Origin of the sequence: Priestia aryabhattai (assembly GCF_023715685.1) — a bacterium.
Classification (GTDB): Bacteria; Bacillota; Bacilli; order Bacillales; family Bacillaceae_H; genus Priestia; species Priestia aryabhattai_B.
The window spans coordinates 104778-126805 of the sequence record NZ_JAMBOQ010000001.1 but is presented as its reverse complement, the minus strand read 5'-3'; the positions used below and the strand labels follow the sequence as shown (position 1 = coordinate 126805).

The following is a 22028-nucleotide window of genomic DNA, read 5'->3' as shown; positions in this document are numbered from 1 at the left end:
ATACAGTTCAGAGAGAATAATTTACTTAAAAACCCTTTTTTTGAAATTTTTATATATAATTAGGTACAAGGAGGTTTTTTATGACTTACGATAAAAAGAAATTAAAACTAGTAGGTGCTACTTTATTTGGAGCTGGAATTGGAGCTATCTTAGGAATACTAGCTTATACAAATAATGGGCTAGGATAATTAAATTACTAGATGACAAAAAAGCCTTACTTATAAGGCTTTTTTTGTAACGATAACGGTGATTATGTTATCTCGTTGTGCATACCTTATACAAAATTTCTTTCGCAGGAATTCAATTATTTTATAACGAATTATTGGAGGGATTTTATACAAGAAAAAGGAGGAATTAGCGTGAGAATAAATATTGAAGAGTACGAACTTCCTCATATAGATTCAGGTCCTTATGGAATTACTACGGGTAAAGATGGTGCGCTACGGTTTACTCAACATAAAACGAATCAAATAGGTCGAATGACTGTTGATGGTAAATTAACGCATATTGATCTTCCTACTGTCAATGCAGGCGTTCTATCTATCACTTCTACAGCTCAGGGTGATATATGGTTTACTGAAAATAGGGTAAATAAAATCGGAAAACTAACAGTAACAGGTGAAATTACTGAATATACGCTACCGACCAGCGATTCTGGACCTTTTGAAATCACACAAGGACACAATGGAGACATTTGGTTTACAGAAATGAACGGTAATAGAGTAGGAGTAATTTCACGAGATGGTGAAATCACTGAGTATGATTTGCCAGATCCAGGTTCTTACCCTTCTTTTATTGTAGCTGGTACTGATCATGCTTTATGGTTTACTGAATGGGGAAGCAATCAAATCGGTCGTATTACAGTGAATGGGAAAATTACGGAATATCCTATTCCTATAAAGAATGCGGAGCCACATGGTATTGTAGTCGGATCTGATAAAGCCTTATAGTTCGCAGAGGAATGTAATAAGTTAGGGCGATTGAGTTTTGTCCAAAAACCGTGAGAGGCAGTGAATATTTATGGAATCAAATAAAGCACACGGCCCAAATCCTACAGATAAATATCCGATTAAAGGAAATAATGTTGTACAATTCATTAAAAATACAACCACTAGGCCAAATATCATTGTAGGCGATTATTCTTATTACGATGCAAGAAACGGAGAATCCTTTGAAGATCAAGTATTGTACCATTATGAATTTTTTGGTGATCGACTTGTTATAGGGAAATTTTGTGCCATAGCCCTCGGCGTAACGTTTATTATGAATGGAGCTAATCATAGGATGGATGGCTTCTCAACGTATCCGTTTAATATTTTCGGAGAAGGTTGGGAGAAACATACACCCACGTTAAATCAATTGCCGTTTAAAGGAGATACGATAATTGGAAACGATGTCTGGGTTGGGATGGATACGGTCATTATGCCTGGGATTAATATAGGTGATGGTGCCATTGTAGCAGCCAAATCAGTTATTACAAAGGATGTAGAACCCTACACGATTGTTGGAGGAAATCCTGCACAGAAAATCAAAGAACGTTTCCCAGAACAAATTATTAATAAATTACTAGAAATTCAATGGTGGGATTTAAATATTGAGATTATTTCTGACCATATTGATGTAATAGTTAATGGAGACATAGAAAAGCTAGAAAAATTGAAAAATCACAATTAAGAAAGGACAATTATCTATAACTTCTATTAGGTTAACTAAAAATGTGCAGGGTAAACGGAGAAGAAAACACGAAGGTCTTTTGATAAATAAAGAGAATTATATCATGAGGAGGAGATTGAATTGAAGCTGCTACAAATCAGACTATTAGTTAATGATTTTAAAAAGAGTACTGAATTCTATAGGGATCTGTTAGGAATTTCAATAAGTTGGTATCAGGAAGAAATGGAGTATGCACTTTTCAATAATGGAGAAACGAAAATCGAGCTTTTATCTCAAAATGCCATGGCAGAAGTGATTGGAAAGGAAAATAAGTCTTTAGACGGCGAATCCCAATCAAACTTTTTACTTCAATTTGAAGTAGAGAACGTAGATAAGACCTATGATTATTTAAGAGAAAATGGGGTTGAATTTGTTACTGAACCACACGATCGTAAAGAATGGAGATCACGTATTGCACATTTTCGGGATCCAGATAAGAATCTTATTGAAATATATAAAATGCTGTAATTAATCAGGAAATTTTTCATACTCATTGTAGCTCTGTTTCGATTTATTCGAACAGAGTTATTTGTGCTCCTACCGATAATTGTGATTATGTTAACAAATTTTGTATATCATATACAGGTTGAAATAGAAAAAAACTACTGCTCCTGTTCAGTAGTTTTTTCTGTCCTCGTAAGGAAATAGGAGAATTATTCTTATGATGCCTCACGGCTTCTTGGGTAGTTTGCTCAAGTGATAATAACTTATGTATCACAAAGAAAAATCTACTGATACGGAATGAATCAGTAGGCTTTTCTTTTAGCATGTTGTCAACTTGAAGCAATGAGGATTAGAAAGCCTCTTTATACTTTACTCTTATAACCGAAAATAAAAAATGAAATATAACTGTTTTTTATAAAATGTATTTTGGTTTTGATAAAACATTTAGCTTAAATGTGCTAGATTTTCTCTTATATATTAATATAAATAGGTTTTCTTTAATATGTATGGAAAGTGACTATCTTATTAAAGGAGGAAAATAATGAATAGTAACTATACTCAAAATGCAAAATTTGAACATACATTTTGGATTCAAATTTTGAAAGACCATTCCCAATTTATCTTAGATGCCTTGGCAGAAAAAGAGCACAAAGAAATACAAGTGGCTAAAACCTTCATCCAATCTTTTAATAGTTTGTTAGAGAAAGTTAAAGCAGAACATAACAACCTAGAAAGCATTACAATGAAAGCTAAAGCTCAAACAATAGCACTCAAAGAATTTAAACTATCCTTATTAAAAAAGCACTTAACAACTGACTTTACGATTCATCTTACACCTACTTTTCTAAACCATATGGTCAATGAACTGGATGAGTATTTATTAATTCTTAGCTACTTAGAACAACAACAAATTCCACCCATCTTTCATGAGCTTCATCATCATTTATTATGGACATTAGATGCTGCGGGACATGCTGGAGCTATTTCCGATAGTCTTGATGCAGTAGAAAAGCAACTAAAACAAAAAAGTATGCAATTTTCTAGCCATTTTGAACATTTTTATCTGAAGGCTGTAGAATTAACTGGTTATTTAAGAACGAATCTAGAATCCTTTCCAGCATTAAAGAAAATGAACAAAGACGTTAAGTTAGAAATAGAGTTATTTCAAGTATTTCTTCATGAGATCGAAGAATTAGAACTATCAAACGAAATGCTTAGTACATTTTCTGCTTTAATGGCCGATCATATGATGAGGGAGGAATGCTACTATTTAACTAAGTTAGCACAATCAACGAATACCGCAAAACCATCGTGTGACCCTACTTCATCTCATTATAAATAGGTGCCAATTTTAACCTTTACATTCCAAGACTTCAGATAACTTAGAGTCACAACTCTAAGTTAAATTTGTATTTGTAAACTATTTAAACTGAGAAATATATCTGATTTTATAAAAAAAGCTATCCTTTTGGTTATTTTACAAAAAGGATAGCTTTGACACGCTTGAGCGCTATTAATTCTTCTTAATTTGATGAAGATTCGAAATATCAAGTTTCTAGCACTATAAAATGAACCACTCTTACGTTATAATCACTTCTTTTATATTAATGAGTGGTATTGTTATTTGGCATTTGCGGTTGACCTTGAGCAGGTGCAAATGCATTTACCATTTGCTGCAGGTCTTGTTGGGCAAGCTGTGGTACTTGATAATAATGATGTTTGTTTTGATAAAGGGAAATTTCATACGCCATTTCAATACAATTTGGAACAGAATCAGCTAGTACACGACGTACAACTGGATTGGTTGTTTCGAGTGCTGACATTGTTTTCATCGAAGCAGATGATTTTACAGCACCAAGCATATGTCCTGAAATCCACTCATCTGTAATTTCTGATGCAGACTGCAACGGTTTCTTTGGCTGAGAAGGTTTAAGACCATATACAAAGTCATTACCTTGTTTCATTCTATAACTCTGTGTAGGCGTGGAAGGATCCTGCCCTGTTTTAAAGCATTCTACTGTTGTATTGTATTCCTGTTGAATAAATTGATATTGGCGATCCAGAATATCTTTTAACTCCGGATCCTTCACGTGTTGGCTTAGTAACATATATGAGTTCAATGTATCAATTGCTCCTGATAACACCTCATGTACATCAAATACCTCGTGGCCTCCATGATTCATTTGTGAAGGGACATTTCCTGTGTGCATGTTTTGATGTGTTTGCCCTTGTGGATTTTCCATCATTTAAAATTCCTCCTACTTTGACTAGATTATGTATCGTCGTTAGTATGGATAAAGAAAGGGAAATTATTCATATACATAATAATTGTAATGAAAATCCAACACAAAAAGCCTTCGAAGTATATGTCGAGGTGTAATATATGGAATGAGTAATACCGACAGTAAGAAACAATTAAAGTAAATGTAGAATAATAAGCAATATAGAAACCCTCTAGAGCTACCGTTCTAAAGGGTTTTTATATTGCTTAATTATTTAGAAGTTACATATTCATTTTTCCCTGCTCCCATGCCCACAATAAAAATAAGGACTGAAACTAAAACTAACATTAGTAAAGGAATAGTCCAGCTGTGTGTAATGTCGTGTAGCCCTCCAAATAACACAGGCCCTACAGCAGACAAAAGATAACCGAATGATTGAGCCATACCCGATAGCTCTGCTGCCTCGTTAGTACTTTTTGTACGTAAACTAAAGAACATCATAGCTAAACTAAATACAAATCCAACTCCAATTCCAACCATAATAATCCATAGTGGGATAAGGAGTGTACTTCCATATAAGATGCCGAATAACCCTACAATAAGCAAGACGGCTGGAACAACTACTAATAAACGCTGACTTTGTAAACGTCCAGCTAAAATAGGAACAATAAACGTAATAGGAAGCACAGCAAGCTGCATTAACGATAACATCCAGCCAGCGTCATGAGTGTTCAATCCCTTTTGTTCAAGAATTTCAGGCATCCATGTAATAACTGTGTAGAAGATAAAGGATTGAAATCCCATAAATAATGTGACATTCCATGCTAGTTTAGAACCCCATAAGTTAATAGATTTAACCTTTTGCGCTGTTTGGTCAGACTTCATAGGCTTATGTCGAGTTCGCAATTGAGGCAACCAAATGAAAATAGTAAGAAGAGACAAAAATCCCCAACATCCAAGGGCTCCGGTCCATCCTAAACCCGATAATGAAGAAATAGGAATACTTATACCAGATCCAATAGCGCCACATAAATTCATAGAAACTGCATAAATTCCTGTCATCATGCCTATATTTTGTGCAAAGTTATATTTAATTAGACTGGGCAACAATACATTACCAATGGCAATAGATAAACCAATTAAGATCGTTCCTATAAATAGGGTTTCTACTCCACCAAAAGAACGTATTCCAATTCCAATTGTTAATAAGATTAAAGAAATGAATAGCGTAAACTCCATGCCAAAACGCCGAGCTAACTTTGGAACAAAAGGAGATAGGAATGCAAAAGCTAGTAACGGCACTGTAGTTATTGTCCCTGCTAAAGTATTAGATATTCCCAAACTGTCACGAATAGAAGCCACTAGTGGTCCTACAGATGTTAAGGGAGCTCTGAGATTAGCCCCAATTAGGATAATACCTATAATCAGTAATCCTATTCTAGGCTTTATATCTAGTTTTGGTTGTTCTAATTGATTTTTCGCTTGTGCAATACCCATGATAGCTATAGACCCTCCGTATTTAATCCGAAATTTTTTTATACACAACTCCATTTTGTAGGATCATTGGTTTATTGGTTATTTTAGCATATATATGAGAGTATAAATACGACTGCGGTATTAGACAGCGAAATATTGTTAGTTTTTCTACAAAGTATGTAATAATTAACGATATTTTGAATAAAGTAAGTTAATTATTACATATCTATTTGAAGTGATTTAGTTCATGTGAAATTTTACATAACGAAGATTATATTAATTAACAATTTATTGGATAAATGTGTTAAATTTGAAATGTTGGGGGAGGGATACTTGCTTTATTTAGTTTGCACAATTATTGGCTCAATAATTTTTGTTTTCAAGATTGTTAAAGATAGAGATTTTATATGGCAATGTATGTTTATTCCTATGTTCATACAATTTCTTATTACTCAAACTCACTTTTTTAATTTTATAATTGAACCTTATAAGCTTGGGGTTATTTTGATTATGTATATCGGAACATATTTTATTTTTATATGATTTTAATAAAATTAATCATCAAGCTGTTTTTGTACCGATAAGGAATATTATGGCAACTAAGTTTGTATATCGCATTCTTTTTTAAAAGAATAAAATTCAAGAATAATAGTTGACTTAGGCAAGTGTTGGGGTTATAATTGGTAAATAATTACGTTTATATTATTTAAAAGAGGTGTAAAAATGATTGATGTACACAGTAAGTGTGTTCTTGAATTTAGGAAGTTTAACCGTTTTTACACAGATATTTTAGGTTTTTTAAATGAACATATCTATGACAGTCCGTTTTCTTTAACAGAAACTCGTATTCTATTTGAAATTTATAACACTAGTAATTGTACGGCTAAAAACATTCAAGAAAGATTAGATTTAGATGGTGGTTATGTAAGTAGAATTATCAAAAAATTCGAAAAAGAAAAGATGGTTTATAAGCAAAAGTGTAAAGAGGATGGACGTAATCTTCTTTTATATGTAACCAGCCATGGGGAATTGATTTACAAAGAGTTAGAGAAAAAAGCTAATCAGCAAGTAGAATATATTCTTGGAAGCTTGGACCATGATCAACAACAAAAGCTTGTAGCCTCAATGAATACCATACAAGAAATTCTTTCTACGTCATTTAAAGAAAAAGACGTAGAAGCTGTTTCTGTTAGAAGCTATTATACTTCTGATGATATTAACACCATAATTGAACAACAATGGTTATTTTATAATCAAGTACATAAATGGGATAACAGCTTTTTAGCATATCTTCAGGAGACTTTTAATGCTGATATAGAAAGAATCTGGATAGCAGAAATAAATCGCGAGTTTGCAGGCTGTATTGGCTTAGTGAATGATGGCAATAAGGTAGGACAGTTAAGGTGGTTCTTAGTAAATCCGTCATTTCACAAAAAAGGAATAGGGAGTCAACTTATTAACTCTCTAGTTCAATACTGTAAAGAACTTGATTATGAACGCCTTTTTCTTTGGACCGTTAGTGATATGGTGACAGCTAGACCACTCTATAAAAAATTTGGGTTTGAAATAATGGAAGTGCAAGAGAAAAAATCCTTGTGGGGAGCTACTTTAATAGAAGAACGCTGGGATTTAGAGCTAAGAAAAAAATAATCACTTTTATTTGAGGGGAATATATGAAAAGAACATTTCATTACGCTTGGATTATTGTTTTTGTTACATTTTTGACCTTTTTAGCCGTTCAAGGTGTTCGTCTTTCATTTGGAGCTTTTGTTGAACCTTGGGAAACAGATTTCTTAATGGATAGAGGAACCATTTCTCTTATCTCAACATTGAGTTTTATTACTTATGGGCTGTCTCAACCACTCATTGGAAGATTGGTAGATAAATTGGGTGCTTGGCTCATTTTATCCTTTAGCACTTTTCTAGTAGGTATAAGTATTTTTCTCACATCTTTTGTAACTCATCCCTGGCAATTATTCTTTCTTTACGAAATTATGGTTTCTCTCGGCGTGGGAGGAGCCTCCAATGTAGCCGCAACAGTGGTTGTGACCAATTGGTTTAACGAAAAACGTGGACTTGCGTTTGGGATTATGGAAGCTGGATTTAGTGCTGGACAAATGCTTCTTGTCCCAGGATCTCTCATGTTAATTCATTGGCTTAATTGGAAAATGACAGTTGTTATATTAGGCGCCTTTTTAGTGCTTATTGTCTTTCCTATCGTCCTTTTATTTTTACGGAATCATCCTAAAGAGAAAGGTTTAGTTCCTATTGGGGGGTGAAATCGTAGAAGAAGGTACAGGCGAAAAAAAAGCTTTAAACACAAACTCTTCAATATGGAATGTCTTTCTAAAAAGAGAGTTTTGGTTTTTAATCTTACCTTTTGCTATTTGTGGTTTCACTACTACAGGATTAATGGATACGCACCTTATTCCTTTTTCACATGATCATGGATTCTCAACAAGTGTTACTAGTGCTGCAGTAAGTATACTTGCTGGGTTTAATATTATAGGTATCTTACTATCTGGTGTTGTGGCTGATCGCTGGAGTAGTCGCAAAATGTTATTCCTTTTATATGGAATGAGGGCGATATCTATTTGTATGCTCTTGTACAGTCATAATTCTGCATTATTGCTTGTTTTTGCAGTATTCTTTGGATTAGTTGACTTTGCAACTGTAGCTCCAACTCAATTACTAGGTACTCAATATTTTAAAGGATACTCCATTGGGTTTATTTTAGGATGGTTATTTCTTAGTCATCAAATAGGATCGGCATTGGGCGCTTATTTGCCAGGCTTATTTTATAACGAAACAGGTAGTTATAATATTTCTTTTTATGTTTCAATTATGATCTTAGCAGGAGCAGCCATTTTAAACTTGTTACTGCCTGAACCTCATAAAGTTACGCAAAAGGAGAAAATAGATACTCATGAACAACTACAAGGTTAATAAAAAGGTAAGCCTTCATTAACGGCTTACTTCTTTTATTTATTATGACTACCTATAAGAGTTTGGTATGCTCCCGTTATAGTAGACAAGTAAAAGAAAGCAACCTATCAACCGTGGATTGTTAACCATGTTGGCCATGACAGGTCTTCGTGTACAAGAAATAGCCAAAGCTTCGTGGGGAGACGTGTATCTAGACAGTTTAAGTGGCCATTATCGGTTAAGAGGAGTAGGTAAGGGTGGAAAGAAATTTGATAAGTTACTTCATCCCTCTTTATATGAACGCATTCTTGCCTTTAGAGCAAGACGCCATGTCAGTACAGCATTAAATACAAGTGATCAAGGGCCATTATTTCCAACCAAAGACGGAGGATATTATCAATATAAAAACTTAAGTAATTATATTGTTCGTATTATTGAACGAACGGAGTTACCTTTTATGGTGTATTGATAGCCTGTATTCCTTTAATTATTGCTGGAGTTTTTATTTGGTGCAACTGGTGAATAGATTTACACGTGATGGGTGGGGGTACTTTTGTTAAAGTTTATTGAAGAAGGCTTTTTATATGGTTTTATTCTATGTATATCATTAGCGCTTTTTACAGTTCCTTATAAAGAAGTTACTGTAGGAGAAGATTTGCAAGAAACAACATACATAGATTTATCTGATTTTATAATACCTCTACTTAGAGTTGGAGTTGTCATAGCCTTACTTGGAGCAGTAATAGGGTTTTTCCTTTACCAACATAAAAAAAGAGCTTGGATTGATTCATCCAAGCTCTTTTTTCTGTCGATAAACGTGATTATGTTAAGTAATTTTATTATTAGTATATAAGCTGTTACACTGGCTATTTAATTAATCCTAATTTTGCTGCCACGCTATAACCTGAGGAGCTGAATTTAAACCGATTACGAAGTTCAATAAGATTTGGACCAAAGCTTGACTCTAGTATATCTCGATGTTTTTTCATCATTTCATAGATATACAAGTCGTGAATGATAACTTCCGTAATTGGCATAACTAATCCAGGATGCATCGTCCAGGCAGCACGGCTATCTTCACCAAGTGATAATATACCTGCAACCACTTCTCGATCATCAGCACTCAGAACAATCCATCGTCCCCCATATTCATTGGTTATTTCTTCGCTTGCATCATGCTGGTGAACCTGCGCAAAATCAAATACTAAATCTCCATAAGAAACAATTAAAATTTCTACGCCTCTTTTGGCTGCTGCTTGTAATTCTTCTTTTAGTTCCTGGGCATCTTCTGCCCATATTTCCAATAGGATACGCCCTGTAGCTTCTTTTATAGCTTCCTTCGTACGATTTAGTATAAGTTCATAACCTGTAATATTCCAGATATTTTCTCTGTTTAAGGATACATAAGAATAATTTTCGAGAGCTTCTTCAGCTACTTCAAAAGAAGATTCAGCTTTACGTTTTTTCAAATTGATTAATTCATTAGGAGGTAACGGTGTATAGAGCGCTGGATTTTCATGACTGACCATGACTTCTCCACGGTCTACTAGACCTCCTAATACTTCATAAATTTTAGACCTTGGAACTCCAGAGTTTAAGGAGATAGCATATCCTGAGAGAGGCGACTTTTCCAATAAAGCCAAATATGCTTTTGCCTCGTATTCAGTAAAATTTACATCTTTCAAAATTTTTATTATATCTAATGTCATGAGTGTTCCTCCTTGATAATACGGGGATAGAGTCAATGATTTTAAACTAAGTATACCATTACTATACTTGACAGTTTGAATTAAAAATTATAATTTAATTTTAGTTGCTACAAAAGTAGCTACTATATAGTTTTTAATACTGCTTGGAGGTGTAATAATGGATACAATGATGGCGAAACAACAAGAAAGATTAAAAACAAGGAGGGTTAGAAGAGGAAATAGTTTATACATAAGTGCTTCCATAATAGCCGTCCTTTTATGGAGTACATCGTTTGTTGGGACCAAAATAGCCTATACTTCTTTTCCACCACTTACATTAGGCGCAGCTCGTTTTGTTATAGCTGCTGTTATTTTAGGCCTTATTCTCTTCATCAAGAAAGATAAAATTAAGCCTTCAGTCAAAGATATAGGGTTAATGTCTATTAGTGGTGTACTAGGTACTACCCTTTATTTTTCTTTGGAGAACATAGGAGTTGAATTAACGACAGCATCTAATGCTGCTATTATTGTCGCATCATATCCTGCTATAACGGCTTTAATGGAATTTCTCTTTTTTAAAACAAAGACATCCTGGCTAAAGGGTATTGGAATTGGCGTAGCCATGATAGGTGTATATCAAATATCCTATAGTCCTGAAACTCAGACAGATGATAAACAGTTGGTTGGTAATATTATATTAATTGTTGCAGGTTTTATTTTTGCTCTCTATAACTTTACAACTCGTAAAGTTGTCCAAAAATATTCCATGATTACTATATCTTTTTATCAAACTTTGGCAGGGGCTATTACGTTTATTCCATTAGCCTTTATAGAGGAGTCAAGTTGGCAAACACCAGATATAAAATCGTTTCTAATCTTATTGTATCTAGGTGTTTTCTGTTCGGTTATTGCTTTTTTATTATATAACTTCGGACTACGCAAATTATCTTCTAGTTCTGCGATGACTTTAATGAATCTTGTTCCTATTTTTGGTGTATTATTTTCAGTTCTGCTACTTAATGAAGTGTTAAGCATATACCAATTGATTGGTGGAGTCATTATCATTTTGGGCGTAGTTTTAAGCATAAGGGAAACGAGTAAAAAGTAAGTTATAGAAAGTAAATGAAAAGTGTAGATCTCAAAAAAGCCCTCAGTCAAAAAAAGGACTTTTTTTATTATCAGCTGCCTATAAGGCACATTATGGTAGCTAAAAAAGTATACTTTTACGGACTCCTAATTCGATTCTCTTTTAAAACATTAAAGGAATAAAGTAAAGGATTTTCTTTGAATTATTGAAATTAATTTGACGCAACGAAAATAAAAGGTTAATTAATACTTTTTATAAATTAATTTACTTTTAATCCGTTTTTAACCATTTTTTAATACTTCGTTATAGTTATTGGATTATAATGGAACTACCAAAGTGATTATCCTTCTTTTAACTTGCTTTTCATCTAAAGCAAGTCTTTTTTATTTATCGGACTGAAATTTAATAAAATTATATAGGTTACACCGTATCAACATATTTCATTAGTAATCACACTAAATTCTACACGATATTAAATAGCTGGAATAAAAGAAGTAACAAGCTTGGTTAAGTAGTGCTCTTAGAAGCATAATTTGTTCATTAAATAAAAATCCACTATTTTTATTAAGAAAGACATCAAATATATGTTTCGGATATTCAGAGAAACGCTCTCTGAGGGAATTAACTTTGGTTTTACATATAATGAATCATTGGATGCAAATTTCAGCAATCTAGAAGCTTTTGTTTTCTTGTTATTATTGGTTTTTAAAAACTCGCTTTCCAAAGTCCGTTACCATACTGTCACTTACAGGAACTAAAAACTCCTTTTACTAAAGAGTTTTTGTATCGTATGATATTTAATAAACTTCATTTCTATATACAGCCCAAAGGTTAATAACATATATACTAATAAAGATTGGAAGTAGGAGAGGATATTCTTGACTAATAATCATTCATATTTAGATGAGAAAGTTATGACTATAAAAATCGTTACTGAAATGACAGGTTTATCAGAAAGACAAGTTCGTTATTATGAAACCCGTGAGCTTATTTTCCAAAAACGAAACTCTTCAGGTACCTGAATGTATTCCTTTTTCGACGTTGAAAGATTAATGAACATTGCAGAAAAAATTGAAGACGGTGTTCGAACACGAGAAATACGTAAAGATTTTTCTTAAAGAAGGAAAGCTAAAAGCGAGAACTATTTATTAATGTTATGCTGATCTTTAGCTTAGAGTTAATATAGTTTTATAGACACATGTTAATTAAATTTTTATAGTGCAAAAGCAAACTGCTGAGGTCTAGCTGCTTACTATAAATTCGAAGAAGAATACCTGGAAAAATTTGTAGCCCCTTTACTTTCATAAATAAGTTCTCTAGAAGTCACTATCATATTTTTAATCAAACCTTAACGTTATTTTCTATATAAAGGCGAAAATCTTGTAGTTAGAAGTAATATTTCCTTCATTAAGAATAACACTCGATAAGTGGGGGAAACTACTCAAGACGCTATGAAGCGTCCATTTGGAAATCCTCATTGTTGCGAGTTGACAACATATATCAAGGAAAGCTACTGATAAAGAATCAGTAGCTTTCCTTGTCTTTTTAATATATATCTTATAGAGATTTAGCCCTACTTGTATATGAATTCCATTATTATACATAATAATAAAAAATATAATTTCTTAAAAGGGGCTTTCGATAGTGAATAGAGAACAAGTCATTGAAGTTTATAAAGATGTTCTAGACAAGAGAAGAAAACGATTTCCTAATTATTTCTTTGTAGGTAAGGAAGGGAAAAAATATATGCGCTATATGACATGCTATTTACTTGAGCAACACTTATCGATACCCATCAATGAAATCCCTTTTCAAGTAGGCGCAAATACATTATGGTCTCATCGTCTCAGACCCCCTGCTATGCTATACGGATGGAATTATTATGAAGTCATTGATAATGCCTACCCAGGAAAATTTAAACCTTGGCAATTCCAACAAACTCCTGATAAATATTGGAACGGAGAAGAAGGGAAAAGGCGAGCTATTGAAGCAGTAAAATATGTAATAGAGGAAAAATCGAAACTTCATATGGAAGAAATACCCTTTAAGGTTAATTTCCATTTTTTTAAACAACATGGTCTAGGCGGCCCCTTTACCCTTTTAGGCTACTCTCCTTTTCAAATAGTTGAAGCCATTTATCCTGGTGTCTTTAGGCCTTGGCAATTTGCTCATGTTCCTATGAATTGTTGGAAAAATGAAGAATATATTCAAGAAGCTATGGACAATTTTTTATTCAAACAGCTTCATTTCTCTTCTTATGAGGAGGCTTTTCTTCAATTAAAAGGAAATGATTTCACCGATTTTCAGTTAACTGGTCTCTTTCAAATGGCGTTTGATTCCAGAATGAACAACGTGAAGGAATGGATAAAAAACCAATTAACAAATATAGACAATGAATTATTTTACGTGGATCTTGATTAATAAAACAACCGATTGAAACGAATAACCTGAACTAAATTACCATTATGTCCATTTCCTATTTTTAAAAATAATGATTGATGAGTATATGGTTACTTGCTTTGATTTTTCTTCTTCATAAAAAGATATAAAGATTCAGCAAAAAAAAGAAAAAGAAGAAAAAAGAGCACAAATAATTCAGCGACTTCCATTACCCTAAAGGGACTCACGGCGTTGTACAACGCCTGAGAAACATCAAATCCTTGAAAAATATCGATGCCTAAAGAAAAGCCCATTAAGCATCCCATCATTAAAAGGCTAATACCTATAATTTTCATATCTATCACGCTCCATTTAATAGGTTCTTCCCTTTCTTCTATGATGATACATAAATATTTATTGTTAATTTTTACATAAAAAACTCTTATATGGTTAAATTAATAAAAACTTAAAGAAGGGTGCTTAAATCTATGCCTTCGTTTTTTAAAGATCGCAAACAAAAAAAGAAACGACCACAGGATGACGAGAGTCAAACTAAGGATCATCCAATAGAACTGATACAAGTTTCATTATCGGGCAACCTTAACATGATTAAGCAGAAAACCGGAAATAGTTCAGATGTCGTTATTCGTGAGATAAAAATGGGGGGGGATTCCGACATTAAAACGGCGATTGTCTATGTAGAAGGAATTGTAGACAATCAGTCGATTCAAGAGTATCTACTGCAATCTATGATGAAGGATGATCATAAAGAAGAAATAAATCAGCACAATGCGATAGACCTGCTTTCTAAAGATATAATGACAATTGGAAACATATCTTCCATCACTAACTTGGATGATTTATTTGCATCTTTAATGGCAGGAGATACTCTTATTTTAGTGGATGGAATAGATCAGGCACTGAGTGCTAGCACCAAAGGTGGAGAAAAGCGTTCCATTGCGGAATCTACTACCCAAATGGTGGTGCGAGGGCCAAAAGGAGCATTTACCGAGTCTCTTGGGACCAATACAGCTATGGTACGCCGCATCATTAAGACCCCCGATTTATGGATGGAGTCTTTAAAAGTTGGGCGTGTAACAAAGACAGATGTGACGCTTATGTACATACATGGCATTGCCAATGACAAAGTCGTTAAAGAAGTTCGTCAGCGATTACATAGAATTGATATCGATAGCATTTTGGAATCAGGTTATATTGAACAACTAATAGAGGATCAAACATTCACCCCTTTTCCAACCATCTACAATACAGAAAGACCTGATGTTGTAGCTGGAAACCTGTTAGAAGGGCGGATTGCTATATTTGTGGATGGAACCCCTTTTGTACTTATTGCGCCAGCTGTGTTCATGCAATTCTTCCAATCGGCTGAAGATTATTATGCCCGGTTCGACATTGCAACCTCGATTCGTCTTTTACGTATTTTTATGTTTATGATTTCGCTTATTGCGCCTGCTACCTATGTCGCCGTTACAACCTTCCACCAGGAAATGGTGCCCACAACGCTGATTGTAGCCATTGCGGCACAAAGGGAAGCTGTTCCTTTTCCAGCATTTGTGGAAGCTCTACTCATGGAATTAACTTTTGAAATCTTACGAGAAGCAGGGATACGCTTACCCAAAGCCATTGGTTCAGCCGTATCCATTGTCGGGGCCCTTGTAATTGGTCAAGCAGCCGTTCAAGCAAGTATTGTTTCACCAGCAATGGTTATCATTGTATCGATCACAGCCATTGCTAGTTTTGCCACACCTTCTTTTGATATGGCGATCTCAGCTCGCTTAATTCGTTTTTTGTTTATGATTGGTGCAGCAACATTTGGTTTCTACGGCATCATTTTGTGTCTTTTAATGATGGTTGTCCATCTATGCGGCTTACGTTCATTTGGAGTACCCTATATGGCTCCATTTGCTCCCTTCATCCCCGTAAATAATGGAGATACTATCGTAAGATTACCGTGGTGGACGCTGAGACAAAGACCACGATTAATTACTGCTAATACGGTTCGAGAAGGAGCAAATCGATACCCACATCCTCCTGCATCTCGTGGTATGGTAAATCGGGACCTTGAAGAAGGTGACAACAATGAAGCGTAAGGGATTTTTTCTTTTGTTGATGGTGACGATAACCATCTTGCTCACAAGTTGTTGGAGTAAAAAGGAGTTAACTGACCTTGCCATCGTGGCAGCTCTGGGCGTCGATAAAACAAAAGATGGAAGATATCACATAACGCTCCAAATTATTAATCCAGGGAATGTGGCAGGAGGTATGCAAGGAGGAGGTGGTGGTACCCAGAGCCCTCCTATTACCATCTATTCGGCTTCAGGAGACAATATAGTCGAAGCAAGTAGACGGGCTTCGGGCAGAATTTCTCGACGATTATATTATGCTCATACAAACTTGGTCGTGGTTGGTGAAAAACTGGCCAAAGAAGAAGGAATTAATACATTAGTGGATGCGTTTGATCGAGATCCAGAATTTCGAAATACTTCCACCCTCGTGATTGCCAACCATTCGTCCGCAGCTGATCTTGTGAAAACGTTAACGCCAGTTGATAAGATTCCAGCGAATAAAGTGCTAAAAACCTTAGAATTTACGGAAAGAAAATGGGGAGAGAATGTAAAAACATCGCTTCAAGAGGTGATGAAGAGCCTTGAATCTCCTGGAAGAGGAACTGTCGTATCAGGATTTCGTCTAGATGGGAATCCCCAGCAAGCACAAAAGCTGGATAACCTTCAAGAAAGTGCACCTGAAGCGACGCTTCGAGCTTCGGGAATTGCTGTTTTAAAGCAAGGAAAATTAGTGGATTGGCTGTATAAAGAACCAGCAAGAGGAACGGTATGGATTCTCGACAAAATCCAAGGAACGGATATTAATATTGATTGGGCAGGAAAGAAAGAAGCTATTGCTTATCAAACTGTACGACAAAAAACAAGTGTATCTGCCCAAGTGAAGAATGGGAAACCTCATATTTCTGTTCATACACGTGTTGAAGGAGATATCGGTGACATGGAGGTACCTGTTGATATCACCAATCCAAAGGTCATTACAAAAATCGAACAATCCGTAAGGAAAGAAATTAAAAAAGAGCTCAAGACAGCTATTGAACGTGCGCAAAAAAACAAAACGGATATTTTGGGATTTGGCGAAGTAGTTCACCGTACGAGACCAAATCAATTTAAGAAATTAAAAAGGGAATGGAATGATGTGTACTTTCCAAAGTTAGATGTAGATATTACAGTGGAAGCCTATGTACGTCGAGCTGGCTTACGAAATAAATCGTTTCTTTCAGGGGTAAAAGAGAATCAAAAGTAAGGAAAAGAGGGTGCCAGTTAAATGGAGAAAGCAAAAATTAGTGCCAGTCAGCTCTTTATTCTAATGGTCCTGTTTGAGCTCGGTAGTGCCTTACTGGTACCTCTTGCCATCAGAGCTAAACAGGATGCATGGCTTGCGATTCTGCTGGGCATGTTAGGAAGCTTTGTTTTATTTTTAGTTTATCATAAACTTTATACGTATTATCCCAACCTCTTACCCACAGAATATATGCAAAAAATCTTAGGTAAAGTGATGGGCACCGTACTGGCTTTTGTTTACATTCTTTATTTTATGTATGATGCCTCAAGAGTTCTACGTGATTTTGGTGAAATGCTGTTAACTTTTGCCTATCCTGACACGCCTTTATTCATCGCGAATGCATTATTAATGCTTGTCATTATTTATACCATTAGAAAAGGAATTGAGGTCATAGCTCGATCAGGAGAATTGCTTTTTATTTTTATGTATGTTCTTGCGGTTGCTGGCTTTATCTTAATTATTTCTTCTGGTTTAATTGATTTCAAGAATTTACAACCTGTTTTGGAAGAAGGAATATTACCAACGGTAAAGGTTGCAGCGTCTGAAACCTTATATTTTCCATTTACCGAAGCTATCGTATTCACAATGATTTTGCCGTATCTAAATAACTCGAAGAAAGCAAAGGTGACCATGCTAGGTGCAACGGGATTAAGTGGAATCAATTTAGTTATTACGATGCTCATTAATATCAGTGTAATTGGTGTTAATCTAACTGCTCGTTCCCAATTTCCACTTCTTAGTACAGTCGCGAGCATCCAAGTAGCAGATTTTTTAGAACGGCTTGATGTATTTTTTATGCTTGCTATGGTGATTGGCATTTTTTTTAAGGTTACCATATTATTTTATGCAGCCACTATAGGAGCAGCTAACTTATTCAAAATTAAATCACCTTCAAAGTTAGCGTATCCTTTAGGTATTGTTATTCTATTTCTATCTATCACAATCGCGAGTAATTTCCAAGAACACCTCCATGAAGGATTATATATAGCCAAGTTTATTCTACATATTCCTCTATTCATAATAATTCCTCCTATCCTTCTTTTTATAGCTTTCTTACAAAAAAGGAAGGACCATGGGAGCAAACATGTTTGACTAGCTAGTTTTCATATAGAATATTGTTTTTATAGCAACATTTCCTAATAAGGTAATTACCTGCAGAAAAATTCTCTCTACATTAGAGTTACCTTTAAAGAAAATCTCATATCTACTACATAACGTTCAGAAAATCGTACGTGATGAAAAGGTTAAAGAACGATTCAAAAAAGCAGAAGGTCGCTTTAATAAAACCAAAAAGGAGGTCTCAATTGAATGGAAAAAGCTAAGATTAGTTCTAGTCAGCTCTTTATCTTAATGGTCCTATTCGAACTGGGTAGTGCTTTACTGGTACCTCTTGCGATCGATGCAAAACAAGACGCTTGGCTTGCGATTCTGCTTGGAATGGTATTCAGTTTCGTTCTATTATTAGTCTATCATAGGCTTTATACATATTACCCTGACCTTTTGCCTACAGAATATATGCAAAAAATCTTAGGTAAAGTGATGGGCACCGTACTGGCTTTTGTTTACATTCTTTACTTTATGTACGATGCCTCAAGGGTTCTACGTGATTTTGGTGAGATGCTGTTAACTTTTGCCTATCCTGACACACCTTTATTCATCGCGAATGCATTATTAATGCTTGTCATTATTTATACCATTAGAAAAGGAATTGAGGTCATAGCTCGATCAGGAGAATTGCTTTTTATTTTTATGTATGTCCTTGCGGTTGCTGGCTTTATCTTAATTGTTTCTTCTGGTTTAATTGAGATTAAAAATTTACAACCTATTTTGGAAGAAGGCTTATTCCCTGTCCTAAAAGTGGTATTTACACAAACTTTGTATTTCCCATTTACAGAAGTCATTGTATTTACGATGGTTTTGCCGTATTTAAATAATCCTAAGAAGGCAAAGGTGACCATGCTATGTGCAACGGGATTAAGTGGAATCAATTTAGTTATTACCATGCTTATTAATGTCTGTGTACTGGGTGTTGATTTAACTGCACGTTCACAATACCCACTTCTTAGCACAATTGAGAGCATCCAAGTAGCTAATTTTTTAGAACGGCTTGATGTATTTTTTATGCTTGCTTTAATTATCACCATCTTCTTTAAAATCTGCTTATTATTTTACGCAGCTGTCGTAGGTACGGCTACTCTATTCAAAGTTAAATCACCTTCACGGTTATCATATCCTTTGGGGCTAATCATTCTCTTTTTATCTATTACCATTGCGAGTAATCTTCAAGAGCATAACCATGAAGGACTGAAAGTGGCAATGTTTGTTATACATATCCCTCTTCTTGCAATTGTTCCTCCTTTTCTTCTTCTTGTAGCTTTCTTTAAAAATAGAAGGAAGCAGAAAGCATGACAGGTTTGTTTACTGACTCTTTGGATGATATAAATCTTCCAGCCTTGAATCATTATAAGCTACTAGTACTTATCACAATGGATTTAAATTATGTGAGGTGATTTTTCTGTATACTTGGTTTTATGATCATTTTATCAACACAATTCTATTTCCTCTTACTTGTATAGTGATGGTAGCTATCATGTTAAGCGCATATGCGTATTTTAAATTTAAAAAAATAAATAATAAATAATAAATAATTAATAATTAATAGTTTCTAGGGCTTATTGATTTCAAATATGGATTTTTCTCCTTTAAAACTCGATTATTTATACAAGATATAGTCATCACCTATATTAATGATTAAAAAAAGCTCGTAGCTATCAACAGAAGGTCATTATCTAGTGGAAAAAGCAAAAATTAGTGGCAGTCAACTATTTACCTTAATGATGCTGTTTGAATTTGGAACTGCTTTCCTCCTTCCTATTGTTATAGAAGCGAAACAAGATGTTTGGCTTTCCATTATATTTGGAATGGTAGGTGGTTTTCTTCTATTTTTAGTCTACTATCAACTCCATCGTTACTACCCTGATTTATTACTTGTAGAACTCACACAAAAAATTATGGGGAAATGGATTGGTCGTCTCGTTTCGTTTCTTTACATTTTCTACTTTGCGAATCTTGCTTCCAGAGTCATTCGGGATTTTGGAGACATGTTATTGACATTTGCTTATCCAGACACTCCTTTATTTATTGTAAATGCCTTACTGATGTTTGTTGTTATCTATACCGTGAGCAAAGGAATCGAGGTATTGGCAAGATCCAGTCAACTTCTGTTTATTTTGCTCTACCTCTTTGCCATTTCTGGATTCCTGCTTATTGTATGTTCTGGTTTACTTGACTTTAAAAATTTAAAACCTGTATTAGAAAACGGCCTTTGGCTGCCTCTGAAAGTTTCCCTAACTCAAAATGTATATTTTCCATTTGGCGAAACAATTGTATTTTTGATGATCTTACCGTATGTGAAAAATGTGAGTAAAGGAATTGGAATAAGCGCCATTGGATTAACGGGTATCAATTTAATGACTACCATGATTATAAATGTCAGTGTATTGGGAGTAAGTCTTACTGCACGTTCACAGTTTCCTCTTCTAAGTACAGTAGAAAGTATTCAGGTAGCTGATTTTTTAGAGCGTCTTGACGTGTTTTTCATGCTTACAGCAGTTATTGGGGGATTTATTAGGACAAGTGTATTTTTCTACGCTGTCGTAATAGGTTATATGCCTTCTTATTTAGATGAAAATATCGGTATAAGTGATACTATAAGTACCCCCATTACAGCAATTGTATTGATTATTATGGTACCTTTCGCTATCACTTTTGGTAAGCTAGGGGATAAGTTAGGAAATAAAAAAGTTATATCAATTGGATTAGTATTAGGAATTGTACTTTCAATTATTTCTTTCCAGTTTCTTAATATGGGAAGTATGCCTTTCTTATTTATAGGGCTCTTAATGTTAGGCATTGTTTTATCTGTATACGAAGGTACTATGCCAGGATCTTTACCTACGTTGTTTCATACTGACATTAGATACCGTACATTATCATGGACATTCAACATATCCGTCTCTATTTTTGGTGGTACAACGCCTTTAGTTGCTTCTTGGTTAGTTCACGTGACAGGAAATAATTTGGCGCCTGGATTCTATTTATTAGCAGTTAGTTTAATTGGTTTAATCGTTGTGTTAACGCTATTTAAGGATACTGCAGGTAAATCTTTAAAAGGTTCTTACCCAACAGTTGCTTCTAAAGCTGAGTATAAAGAGGCTGTTGAAAATCCAAAAGATTCCTTATGGTGGCATACAGAACAAATAGAGAAATAAGTCGAATTAAAAAGCAACTACTTGATTAAATGAATATTCGAGATATGGATATCAAAAAAGAATGTCTGTATCTTGGATCGTTGTTTTACTTGCTGCTTTCCCATATCCCCACAGTGTCTTGAAACCAAAAATAATCACTTTCAAAAAATGAATAATACCCTATATCTGGAGCAAACTACACAAGATTCCATAAGGTATCCAATAATCCAACACGAATCTCTTCTCCAAGAGCAGAAAAAACTCCCAACCGCCTGTGGAGTTTTTTCTGTTTTTTAAGCTGTATATGATATATAACTTTAGTTCACCTAATGTCTCTTAATGGAACCCAATCAAAAAAACGAGTCCTTGATATACAAGGGATCGTTCGCTTTTCGAATTTATCGTTTATGCAGCTTTTTATACATTCTTGATTTATCAATCTTTCTTCTCGAACTGAGTGACAAATAGATGCGTA

General features: G+C 34.5%; 18 protein-coding genes and 2 pseudogenes. 16 read left to right on the top strand and 4 right to left on the bottom strand.

Annotated features, from left to right (window positions below; genetic code table 11):
- Positions 1-359: 359 nt before the first annotated feature.
- The 4 genes from M3225_RS00625 to M3225_RS00610 all read left to right on the top strand — a co-directional run bounded on the left by M3225_RS00625 (position 360) and on the right by M3225_RS00610 (position 3499).
- Positions 360-950: a Vgb family protein gene (locus tag M3225_RS00625; RefSeq protein WP_251390319.1), complete on the top strand. Its 591-nt coding sequence runs from the start codon at positions 360-362 to the stop codon at positions 948-950.
- A 70-nt stretch (positions 951-1020) separates the two neighbouring features.
- Positions 1021-1674, top strand: coding sequence for a Vat family streptogramin A O-acetyltransferase (locus M3225_RS00620; RefSeq protein WP_251390317.1), 654 nt, complete (start codon positions 1021-1023; stop codon positions 1672-1674).
- 120 nt (positions 1675-1794) lie between these two features.
- Entirely contained in the window at positions 1795-2181 is a 387-nt protein-coding gene (locus M3225_RS00615) for a VOC family protein (protein ID WP_251390315.1), read from the top strand.
- Between the two features lie 517 nt (positions 2182-2698).
- On the top strand, positions 2699-3499 hold the full coding sequence (locus tag M3225_RS00610; protein ID WP_251390313.1) for a DUF2935 domain-containing protein: 801 nt from the start codon (positions 2699-2701) through the stop codon (positions 3497-3499).
- Between the two features lie 262 nt (positions 3500-3761).
- Here M3225_RS00610 and M3225_RS00605 read toward each other — a convergent pair whose 3' ends face one another.
- Positions 3762-4400, bottom strand: a complete 639-nt coding sequence (locus M3225_RS00605; protein ID WP_251391826.1) for a spore coat protein — start codon at positions 4398-4400, stop codon at positions 3762-3764.
- Between the two features lie 249 nt (positions 4401-4649).
- Entirely contained in the window at positions 4650-5876 is a 1227-nt protein-coding gene (locus M3225_RS00600; protein ID WP_251390311.1) for a CynX/NimT family MFS transporter, read from the bottom strand.
- A 702-nt stretch (positions 5877-6578) separates the two neighbouring features.
- On the opposite strand from M3225_RS00600, the gene M3225_RS00595 reads away from it, so the two are divergent.
- From M3225_RS00595 to M3225_RS00580, 4 genes and pseudogenes are all read left to right on the top strand, one after another.
- A complete protein-coding gene (locus M3225_RS00595; protein ID WP_251390309.1) occupies positions 6579-7505 on the top strand; it encodes a bifunctional helix-turn-helix transcriptional regulator/GNAT family N-acetyltransferase in 927 nt (308 codons plus the stop codon).
- Between the two features lie 23 nt (positions 7506-7528).
- A pseudogene (locus M3225_RS00590) lies at positions 7529-8801 on the top strand (MFS transporter).
- Between the two features lie 127 nt (positions 8802-8928).
- Positions 8929-9249, top strand: coding sequence for a hypothetical protein (locus M3225_RS00585; RefSeq protein ID WP_251390307.1), 321 nt, complete (start codon positions 8929-8931; stop codon positions 9247-9249).
- Positions 9250-9333: 84 nt separating this feature from the next.
- Positions 9334-9633: a hypothetical protein gene (locus M3225_RS00580; protein ID WP_251390305.1), complete on the top strand. Its 300-nt coding sequence runs from the start codon at positions 9334-9336 to the stop codon at positions 9631-9633.
- 13 nt (positions 9634-9646) lie between these two features.
- On the opposite strand, the gene M3225_RS00575 is transcribed toward M3225_RS00580, so the two are convergent.
- Positions 9647-10489, bottom strand: coding sequence for a TrmB family transcriptional regulator (locus M3225_RS00575; RefSeq protein ID WP_251390303.1), 843 nt, complete (start codon positions 10487-10489; stop codon positions 9647-9649).
- A gap of 157 nt (positions 10490-10646) precedes the next feature.
- Here M3225_RS00575 and M3225_RS00570 point away from each other — a divergent pair, with 157 nt between their 5' ends.
- From M3225_RS00570 to M3225_RS00560, 3 genes and pseudogenes are all read left to right on the top strand, one after another.
- Positions 10647-11576: a DMT family transporter gene (locus tag M3225_RS00570; RefSeq protein WP_251390301.1), complete on the top strand. Its 930-nt coding sequence runs from the start codon at positions 10647-10649 to the stop codon at positions 11574-11576.
- Between the two features lie 893 nt (positions 11577-12469).
- Positions 12470-12664: pseudogene (locus M3225_RS00565) on the top strand (MerR family transcriptional regulator); the annotation flags it as partial.
- Between the two features lie 535 nt (positions 12665-13199).
- Positions 13200-13976: a hypothetical protein gene (locus M3225_RS00560; RefSeq protein ID WP_251390299.1), complete on the top strand. Its 777-nt coding sequence runs from the start codon at positions 13200-13202 to the stop codon at positions 13974-13976.
- Positions 13977-14065: 89 nt separating this feature from the next.
- On the opposite strand, the gene M3225_RS00555 is transcribed toward M3225_RS00560, so the two are convergent.
- On the bottom strand, positions 14066-14290 hold the full coding sequence (locus M3225_RS00555) for a hypothetical protein (protein ID WP_088568229.1): 225 nt from the start codon (positions 14288-14290) through the stop codon (positions 14066-14068).
- Positions 14291-14422: 132 nt separating this feature from the next.
- On the opposite strand from M3225_RS00555, the gene M3225_RS00550 reads away from it, so the two are divergent.
- The 5 genes from M3225_RS00550 to M3225_RS00530 all read left to right on the top strand — a co-directional run bounded on the left by M3225_RS00550 (position 14423) and on the right by M3225_RS00530 (position 21574).
- Positions 14423-16045, top strand: a complete 1623-nt coding sequence (locus M3225_RS00550) for a spore germination protein (protein WP_251390297.1) — start codon at positions 14423-14425, stop codon at positions 16043-16045.
- The gene (locus M3225_RS00545; RefSeq protein WP_251390295.1) at positions 16035-17264 is read left to right on the top strand and encodes a Ger(x)C family spore germination protein; all 1230 of its coding nucleotides are present in this window, start codon (positions 16035-16037) and stop codon (positions 17262-17264) included. The genes M3225_RS00550 and M3225_RS00545 overlap by 11 nt, the downstream gene beginning before the upstream one ends.
- Before the next feature lie 21 nt (positions 17265-17285).
- Positions 17286-18395: a GerAB/ArcD/ProY family transporter gene (locus M3225_RS00540; protein ID WP_251390293.1), complete on the top strand. Its 1110-nt coding sequence runs from the start codon at positions 17286-17288 to the stop codon at positions 18393-18395.
- A 216-nt stretch (positions 18396-18611) separates the two neighbouring features.
- Complete coding sequence (locus tag M3225_RS00535) at positions 18612-19712, top strand: GerAB/ArcD/ProY family transporter (protein WP_251390291.1); 1101 nt, start codon at positions 18612-18614, stop codon at positions 19710-19712.
- 383 nt (positions 19713-20095) lie between these two features.
- Positions 20096-21574, top strand: a complete 1479-nt coding sequence (locus M3225_RS00530; RefSeq protein WP_251390289.1) for a GerAB/ArcD/ProY family transporter — start codon at positions 20096-20098, stop codon at positions 21572-21574.
- The last annotated feature ends 454 nt before the right edge of the window (positions 21575-22028 follow it).

Coding starts and splice junctions, on each gene's coding strand:
- M3225_RS00550 (WP_251390297.1), top strand. CDS start 14,423: ATGCCTTCGTTTTTTAAAGATCGCAAACAAAAAAAGAAACGACCACAG.
- M3225_RS00595 (WP_251390309.1), top strand. CDS start 6,579: ATGATTGATGTACACAGTAAGTGTGTTCTTGAATTTAGGAAGTTTAAC.
- M3225_RS00600 (WP_251390311.1), bottom strand. CDS start 5,876: ATGGGTATTGCACAAGCGAAAAATCAATTAGAACAACCAAAACTAGAT.
- M3225_RS00605 (WP_251391826.1), bottom strand. CDS start 4,400: ATGGAAAATCCACAAGGGCAAACACATCAAAACATGCACACAGGAAAT.
- M3225_RS00570 (WP_251390301.1), top strand. CDS start 10,647: ATGGATACAATGATGGCGAAACAACAAGAAAGATTAAAAACAAGGAGG.
- M3225_RS00540 (WP_251390293.1), top strand. CDS start 17,286: ATGGAGAAAGCAAAAATTAGTGCCAGTCAGCTCTTTATTCTAATGGTC.
- M3225_RS00610 (WP_251390313.1), top strand. CDS start 2,699: ATGAATAGTAACTATACTCAAAATGCAAAATTTGAACATACATTTTGG.
- M3225_RS00585 (WP_251390307.1), top strand. CDS start 8,929: ATGTTGGCCATGACAGGTCTTCGTGTACAAGAAATAGCCAAAGCTTCG.
- M3225_RS00575 (WP_251390303.1), bottom strand. CDS start 10,489: ATGACATTAGATATAATAAAAATTTTGAAAGATGTAAATTTTACTGAA.
- M3225_RS00555 (WP_088568229.1), bottom strand. CDS start 14,290: ATGAAAATTATAGGTATTAGCCTTTTAATGATGGGATGCTTAATGGGC.
- M3225_RS00620 (WP_251390317.1), top strand. CDS start 1,021: ATGGAATCAAATAAAGCACACGGCCCAAATCCTACAGATAAATATCCG.
- M3225_RS00545 (WP_251390295.1), top strand. CDS start 16,035: ATGAAGCGTAAGGGATTTTTTCTTTTGTTGATGGTGACGATAACCATC.
- M3225_RS00535 (WP_251390291.1), top strand. CDS start 18,612: ATGGAAAAAGCTAAGATTAGTTCTAGTCAGCTCTTTATCTTAATGGTC.